The sequence below is a fragment of the Acinetobacter sp. YH16042 genome, assembly GCF_013417245.1.
In the GTDB taxonomy this organism is placed as follows: domain Bacteria; phylum Pseudomonadota; class Gammaproteobacteria; order Pseudomonadales; family Moraxellaceae; genus Acinetobacter; species Acinetobacter amyesii.
In genome coordinates this window covers 1-6843 of record NZ_VPEJ01000044.1, presented here as the reverse complement: position 1 = coordinate 6843, position 6843 = coordinate 1, and the positions used below count along the sequence as shown (strand labels likewise).

Genomic DNA, 6843 nt, shown 5'->3' with positions numbered 1-6843 from the left:
ACATTACCTTGATTTGCAGCCTTTTGATACCATTCAAAAGCGATGTGCTTATCTTGCTTTACACCATCCCCCTCTGAATACATATCAGCAATTTTCATTTGAGCTAAACTATCGCCATTCTCAGCAGACTGACATAAAGAAAAATCTTTAATCCCACAATCACTAGCTAAAACGGATAATGGAAATAAAAAGAACAATAAAAACAATAACTTCATTAAAACCCCATATATGAAAACAGAAATAACTATGGAATAATATTATTAAGGGTTTTACGCCAGAAACCCCAGAAAATTCCGTAACTAAAGACCATCTAAGTTGGATGATATTCGGGTTGATGTGAAATCTCCGAATGGAACACATACTTTAGGAACAGATGTAACACCAGTAAAAGCGGTTAATTTAATTGAAGAATGGCTAACTAAGCAAGGGTTAATGTAATGTCTAATGATAACTTAAATGAATTGTTAATGATAATTAACGAACCTAAATTTTTTGATTTTTTATTACATATAAATATTGATGACGCATTAGATAAAAGAGATGGCGATGAGTTTGAAAAACAGTGGCTAAATAGTTTTAATAAAATAAAAAATATATGTTTTCCTGACGATTGCATCGAAATAATAAATAGGATAAGAGAAGCTTCATTTAAGTTATCATTTAAAGTTTGTGGAGATAGTGATGTTTCCGCTTATATATCAGATGATTTTGAAATGATATCTAAGTGCCTGTTACTGAATGATTCTGAGGGTTGGCCTCTTAGTTACTTATTAAATAGATATTTAAAAGGTGAGTCTCCAGGGTAGTATGGTAAGTACTTGCTGGATTAAATATGCTCATATTTAATCAGTAAAAACTGAAAGATCTTTCAACCTTCCGGCTCATTAGCAGATGAATAGGTTGAATGAGGGCGAACCGCTCAAAACCCCCTCGCTACTTTGACGACTTGCACGGGAAAACGGCGTATTCAGCGCCGTTTTTTTATTGTTTGATAATCAGATAGGTGTCTTTTTTATCACCATATGACTGCCTTGTATCCACTTTCACACAAGGTTTTCCGTCACACGTGGAGATATCAGCCAGCGGGGCTTTTTTTTGCCAGACCGCTTCCATGCGCTGCATTTTTGCAATTCGGTCATAACCACTGTCGATAAAATAAAACATCCCCCAGAGACAGCCCCCCATAACAGCAACCATTGTCAGGGCGATATAAATCGCGGATTTCCACGTATAACGTGACATTTCACGTCGCATTGCACTCACGGATTCATTAGCTGCTGTAACCACCTGATTCAGCGCATTGACGGCGGGTTTCTGCTGCGCCAATCCCGTTTGTTTGAGTTCTTTTTCAACCTGAGTTAAGGCTGCATTCACCGATTGCCTGATCGTGTCGGTCATCTTACCGGAGGCACTGTCCAATTCATGGATCACCTGAGCCAATTGTGCTGTTTGGCGGCTTAATTTGGCGGATTCTGCCTGAAATTCATCAATCAACGCCGCCACACGCTTTTCCTGCGCTTGCTGATGCCCAATCAGCGCCGCAATTTTTTTAATCTCATCACTCATACAAAATTCTCTCTATCGTGAAAATGACCAGCCGTCATCCGGTTTCTGTCGCTTCTGCTCAGCGAGGCGCTGTCGTTCATTTTCCTGCTGACGCCGCTGCTCAGCCCAATACTCGCGTTCCTGCTGCTTAACCAGTTCCTGATGAATATTCTGAAACTCTGCCATCGAGTCATTAATCAAGGATTGAAGGTCAATCTCGTCTTGTATCTCACTCAAGGCATCATTGACCAGTGCGTTCAGCTTGTCAGACTCTTTTTCAAAATCAAACGTTCTGCCCTGAGTCGCATTTTGCATCACCTCGCATTTAGGTGTTTCAGTGACGTTATCGCGCTCTGCGAGGGCTTCCCGTAATGTCGTCGTGACATCAATGACGCAGTTACATTCATCACGACAGTGCTGAGCCTGTCGCTCCGCTTCTCTGCGCTCCATCAGGGCGTGTAACTGCGCTGTATTAAACTGCCTGACCTGTCCTGCGCCAAAATGTCGCTCCGGCTCACGCTCAATCCCCTGTGCTTTCAGGGAACGCGCATCAACGCGGTCAGCGTGCTGATACCGTTCAAGATACTTATTCTGTAAGTCAGCCCAGCGTTCTCGCTGGGCGATAAGGTATGCCTTGCGTTCGGTCGGCGTTTCGCCAAAACGAGATTTTTTTGCGCCGCCCCGTTCAGGGTTTTTCGTGTTAGCCCGTTTAAAATACAACTGCGGGTCACGCTCGATACCGTCATTAAGCCGTTCAGAGAACATAATATGCGCATGCGGTTGTTCACCGCCTTCAATCGCCGCTCTGGGGTTATGAATGGCAAATTGATAGGCGTGCCGGTCGCCAATTTCCTGTTGAATAAAATCACGAACAAGCTCAAGGCGTTGTGCGGGTGTCAATTCACGCGGCAGGGCAATTTCAATTTCGCGGTAGGTACAGCCGTTGGCACGTTCAAACGTGTCCGCGGCTTTCCAAAACTCGGACGGTTTATGCGCTGCCCATGCGGGCATATTGCCGGACTCTTGATGCTCAAGGTCGTTGTCTTTTTCACGGGCATATTTTCCCTCACGCGCAATATAATCGGCATGGGAAGTGGCTTTGCCTTTCCCGCCGGTTTTAACGCTGAGATGATAAGATGCCATGCTGTTTTCGCCCGCTGCAAGCGCGCACCGTTTCTGAATGAAGTGAAGAAACGTCTAAGTGCGCCCTATCAATAAAAAGATGATAGGGATTGTAGTGGAATTTGACCTGAGTTGCCAATCATGAGCATAATTATTTCATTCTAAAAGCTGCATGAGTGGTAAAGATGAAAAACGAAAAACAGGCTAAATGGGTGGCAGACAGAGTGCAAACTATCCGTGGTTTAAAATCACCGAATGAGGCACAACGCTTATTGGTGATTTTGCACGATAAAGCGGATAAAACCGCCCAAGAAATAAAAACGCTCTCATTGTTAATTCAGGCAGAGCGGGCAGCAGAAAAAGCACAGGAAGCCCGCACAAAGGTGATGAATCTTATTCAAGCAGAGAAGCGTGCAGAAGCCAAAGCGGCCCGTAAAGCGCGTGACCATGCCCTTTATCAATCGGCGGGATTACTCATTATGGCAGGGTTAGTGGACAGTCAAACGGGTAAACCGGTAGATGACCCCGCAAAACTACTGGGGGCATTAGTCAGCTTGCATGAATTATCCCGTGACAATCCCAAATGGGAAGAATGGAAATTTAAGGGGCAAGCATTACTCAATCAAAAAAAGGAAGATTAGAACAGGGTGTTAATACCCTCTAAAACGCCACAGGAAGTCCGTGGTGAGGTTTTATTGGCTCGATAATGGAATTTATCACCCAATACTGAAAACGTGGCTCAGAAGCTCAGACAGCTCCTTCCTGATTGAGCCGTGAGCGAAGCGAACCCAATGACACGGAAAAAACAGCGGCGCAGTGGCTGGATGGTCGTAGACAAAAGAAATGTTCAACGAGTTGCCCGAGCAAAGCGAGGGAGCTACTGAGGTGTTTTAGGTTTGTCTGAAAAGGAGCAAACGTTGTTTGCGACATCCTTTTAAATATTACGAAGCGTGATGTATCTGACAACTTTGGTTGAGTTATTCACAGGCATTTCCCTTTTTAACTTGTTTTTTTGTTTTTTATCTTGTTTTCGGGTAAAAAAAACTCGCTGTAATCAATAACTTACAACAACATAGATGGTGCTTTTTACGGTAATAGATGGTGCTTTTTACGGTAATAGATGGTGCTTTTTACGGTAATAGATGGTGCTTTTTACGGTAATATCCACACGCATTGATGGTGTTAAAATAAAACATACCATTAATGGTATTAGTGGTGTATATTTATTTAACACCATTAGGAGGTCTTTGATGAATAACCTAGTAGCCTACAAATCAAATGCTCTAATTGAAGCTAGTTATAAACTAACTTTGCAGGAACAGCGGGTTTTATTAATGTGTATTGGTAAGTTGAATCCCAAAGATGAGTCCCCTGAGAAAACCTTTGAGTTAACAGCCGAAGAGTTTTATCTAGCTTTTCCTAATATGGGTACAGGTAATGCAGAGAGACATTTACAAGATGCAGTAGATAAATTAGCGGAAAGATGGATACAGATACATTGGAAAAATAAAAAAGAAGAGATCCGATGGATTCAACAAAAAGCAAAATATTTTGGAGGGGAAGGTCGAATAGAGTTAACTTTTTCTGACTCAATAATGCCATACCTAACTCAGTTAAAAGGACAATTCACCAGTATTGCAGTTAAAAATGTGTCAGCTCTTAAAAGAACATATAGCATTAGGATTTATGAGCTATTAATGCAATTTAAAGCCACTGGAGATAGACTAATCAATGTTGATGATTTCCGCTCAATGATGGGAATAGATAACAAATATTCAAAATTCTCAGAGCTTAATAAGTTTGTAATAAAACCCGCCATAAAGGAATTAAATGATAAGAGTGACCTAATGGTAACGGTTGATATTGTAAAAAAAGGTCGAACAGCTAACGCGCTACATTTTCAATTTACACAAGATAATCAAATAAAAATATCAATTTGAGGATGAATAATGGCTCTGGTATCGATCAGTGAAGCTTCACGATTAACGAAAAAAAGTAGAACAACTGTTCACCGTTACATATCAAACGGAAAATTGTCCATATGTACAGATGAGAATGGAATAAAAAAGATAGATACATCAGAGCTTTTACGAGTTTTTGGCGCATTCAAGTCTGTTCATCATGAACAGAGTGACACTGTAATAAATGAACAACATGCAACACCTAACGGAACAAGTGAAACCAATAAAACAAAGCAACTAGAACAGGAAGTTGAACACCTGAGACAACTCGTTACAGCTCAACAGTCACATATAGACAGCCTAAAACAAGCAATGCTATTAATCGAATCCAAGCTGCCGACAACACCCGAACCTGTTATACCAGTACCAACAAAAAAACCGTGGCAATTCTGGAAAAAATAGCCGGTTGACGTCATTTTTACCGCGAAACCCAAACCGCCGTTTTGATAACAAATCACTAACACAAAAATGGGGCTTTTTACGGGGAGAAGATAGGGAGTTTTGAGCGGTTGAGGGGAATTTTAGGTTGAGTGCCTAAATGGCGTTACGCTTAAGCACCTTTATGTTAAATTATAGTCATTGACCAGATTTTTAAAAAATCAAATAGCAAAAATTATCATACTGAAAACCATCATCAAATTGGATAAAGACTTTATGAGTTCATTCTTTAATAGTTATTTTAATTGTTTCCGTAATTATTTTAATTTCAAAGACCGATCTTCTCGTCAGGAATACATCGCATTTATAATAATTAACCCTATACTGCTATTAATTATTGAAAGATTTACATTGATTGCATCAATATTTTATTTAATAATTTTTATTCCAGAAATAACCGTATCTATCCGTAGATTACATGATGTAAATTACTCTGGATGGTTTCTCATTACGCCATATTTATTTTTTATAATTGCATTATCATTCACCTATATAGGCGGTAATTTATTCGGAACGATAGGATTAGTAATAGGAATGCTAGGAATACTTTCCTATTTAGCACTCGCAATCTTAATGATATTTTATAAAGGTGATATTGGTCAAAACCGATTTGGTAACAACAAAGTAATCAAAAAACAATAAAACAGCAATTCAAACGTCAGATAATTTTGTCATATTTCAAACCGGTAAATTTTATTATGTTTATTCACCGGTTTGAATTGTAATAATTTAAATGGAATTATTTTTTTTCATTAATTATAATGTTAGGGAGTATGGATGGAAGGGTTTTGCAAATATCAACCCATGTCTTTTTATTCCTGACTTCCAGGACATAACGAATATCATTTGTATTAACCGTAATTAAATTACCAGTCATTACTGTTGATGAAATATCAATAGAATTGATATCACGCAAAAAACAAACAGTTCTATTTCCTTTTTTTTTCATGAAGAAAAAAGAAAACCATCCACCAAAAAGAAAGTAAATTAATGACATTTTCTGCTCATAAATTAAACTACTTTTGGTTTCATTCACATCTATCTGACTTACTAATCTAATTACTTTTTTCTTCATATTATTCTCGTTGTATATTAAACTTACAATTACTATATCATTATAACAAATACAATTAATTATTACATTCTAATAATTAATTTGAAAATTTTGTTAGCACATCATTGGGGCATTATTTTTTGTCTACTTTAGAACAGGCAAAATCAAAACCATTATCACAAGATTCCTTGAACCATAATTGACTCTCAGAAATATCTTGCTTTACACCAACTCCGTTCAAATACATATTACCAAGAGCGTATTGAGCAGATTCACTTCCTTTATTTGCGGCTTTTTTGCACCATTCAAAGGCTAAATCATCATTTTGATCAGTTCCTATACCTTTACGATAAAAACCACATAATATTGCTTGTGATGAAACATCGCCTAGTTCAGCTGCTTTTTGATAAAAATTGAAAGCCATAACCTCATCTTTTTTCACACCATATCCAACCAAATACATTTGACCTAATGAAATGATAGCTATTATGTCACCCTGATCAGCTGCCATTTTGTAAAACTTCAATGCCATTGGTTTACTAGAATTAACGCCTGTACCATAAAGATACAATGAACCTAAAATACTCTGAGCTTCTACATTACCTTGATTTGCAGCCTTTTGATACCATTCAAAAGCGATGTGCTTATCTTGCTTTACACCATCCCCCTCTGAATACATATCAGCAATTTTCATTTGAGCTAAACTATCGCCATTCTCAGCAG

10 protein-coding genes are annotated in these 6843 nt (G+C 38.7%); 5 read left to right on the top strand and 5 right to left on the bottom strand.

Going from position 1 to position 6843, the window contains the following annotated elements:
• Nucleotides 1–215: tetratricopeptide repeat protein (locus tag FTV37_RS16110; protein ID WP_180064271.1), on the bottom strand; the 215-nt coding region annotated here is incomplete at its 3' end.
• Between the two features lie 222 nt (nt 216–437).
• Here FTV37_RS16110 and FTV37_RS16105 point away from each other — a divergent pair.
• Complete coding sequence (locus FTV37_RS16105; protein ID WP_179991686.1) at nt 438–806, top strand: hypothetical protein; 369 nt, start codon at nt 438–440, stop codon at nt 804–806.
• Nucleotides 807–981: 175 nt separating this feature from the next.
• On the opposite strand, the gene FTV37_RS16100 is transcribed toward FTV37_RS16105, so the two are convergent.
• Both FTV37_RS16100 and FTV37_RS16095 read right to left on the bottom strand, forming a co-directional pair.
• The gene (locus tag FTV37_RS16100; protein ID WP_179991685.1) at nt 982–1566 is read right to left on the bottom strand and encodes a tRNA modification GTPase; all 585 of its coding nucleotides are present in this window, start codon (nt 1564–1566) and stop codon (nt 982–984) included.
• A gap of 12 nt (nt 1567–1578) precedes the next feature.
• The gene (locus tag FTV37_RS16095) at nt 1579–2688 is read right to left on the bottom strand and encodes a MobA/MobL family protein (RefSeq protein WP_179991684.1); all 1110 of its coding nucleotides are present in this window, start codon (nt 2686–2688) and stop codon (nt 1579–1581) included.
• A 164-nt stretch (nt 2689–2852) separates the two neighbouring features.
• Between FTV37_RS16095 and FTV37_RS16090 the strand changes: the two genes are divergently transcribed.
• From FTV37_RS16090 to FTV37_RS16075, 4 genes are all read left to right on the top strand, one after another.
• A complete protein-coding gene (locus tag FTV37_RS16090; protein ID WP_179991683.1) occupies nt 2853–3308 on the top strand; it encodes a conjugal transfer protein TraD in 456 nt (151 codons plus the stop codon).
• Between the two features lie 609 nt (nt 3309–3917).
• On the top strand, nt 3918–4607 hold the full coding sequence (locus FTV37_RS16085) for a replication initiation protein (RefSeq protein WP_179995751.1): 690 nt from the start codon (nt 3918–3920) through the stop codon (nt 4605–4607).
• A 9-nt stretch (nt 4608–4616) separates the two neighbouring features.
• The gene (locus FTV37_RS16080; protein WP_179991690.1) at nt 4617–5030 is read left to right on the top strand and encodes a hypothetical protein; all 414 of its coding nucleotides are present in this window, start codon (nt 4617–4619) and stop codon (nt 5028–5030) included.
• A 252-nt stretch (nt 5031–5282) separates the two neighbouring features.
• Entirely contained in the window at nt 5283–5708 is a 426-nt protein-coding gene (locus tag FTV37_RS16075; protein WP_179991689.1) for a DUF805 domain-containing protein, read from the top strand.
• A 97-nt stretch (nt 5709–5805) separates the two neighbouring features.
• Here FTV37_RS16075 and FTV37_RS16070 read toward each other — a convergent pair whose 3' ends face one another.
• The gene (locus FTV37_RS16070; protein WP_179991688.1) at nt 5806–6141 is read right to left on the bottom strand and encodes a hypothetical protein; all 336 of its coding nucleotides are present in this window, start codon (nt 6139–6141) and stop codon (nt 5806–5808) included.
• Between the two features lie 112 nt (nt 6142–6253).
• Nucleotides 6254–6843, bottom strand: a 590-nt coding sequence (locus FTV37_RS16065; RefSeq protein WP_180064270.1) for a tetratricopeptide repeat protein, incomplete at its 5' end; no start/stop codon positions are given.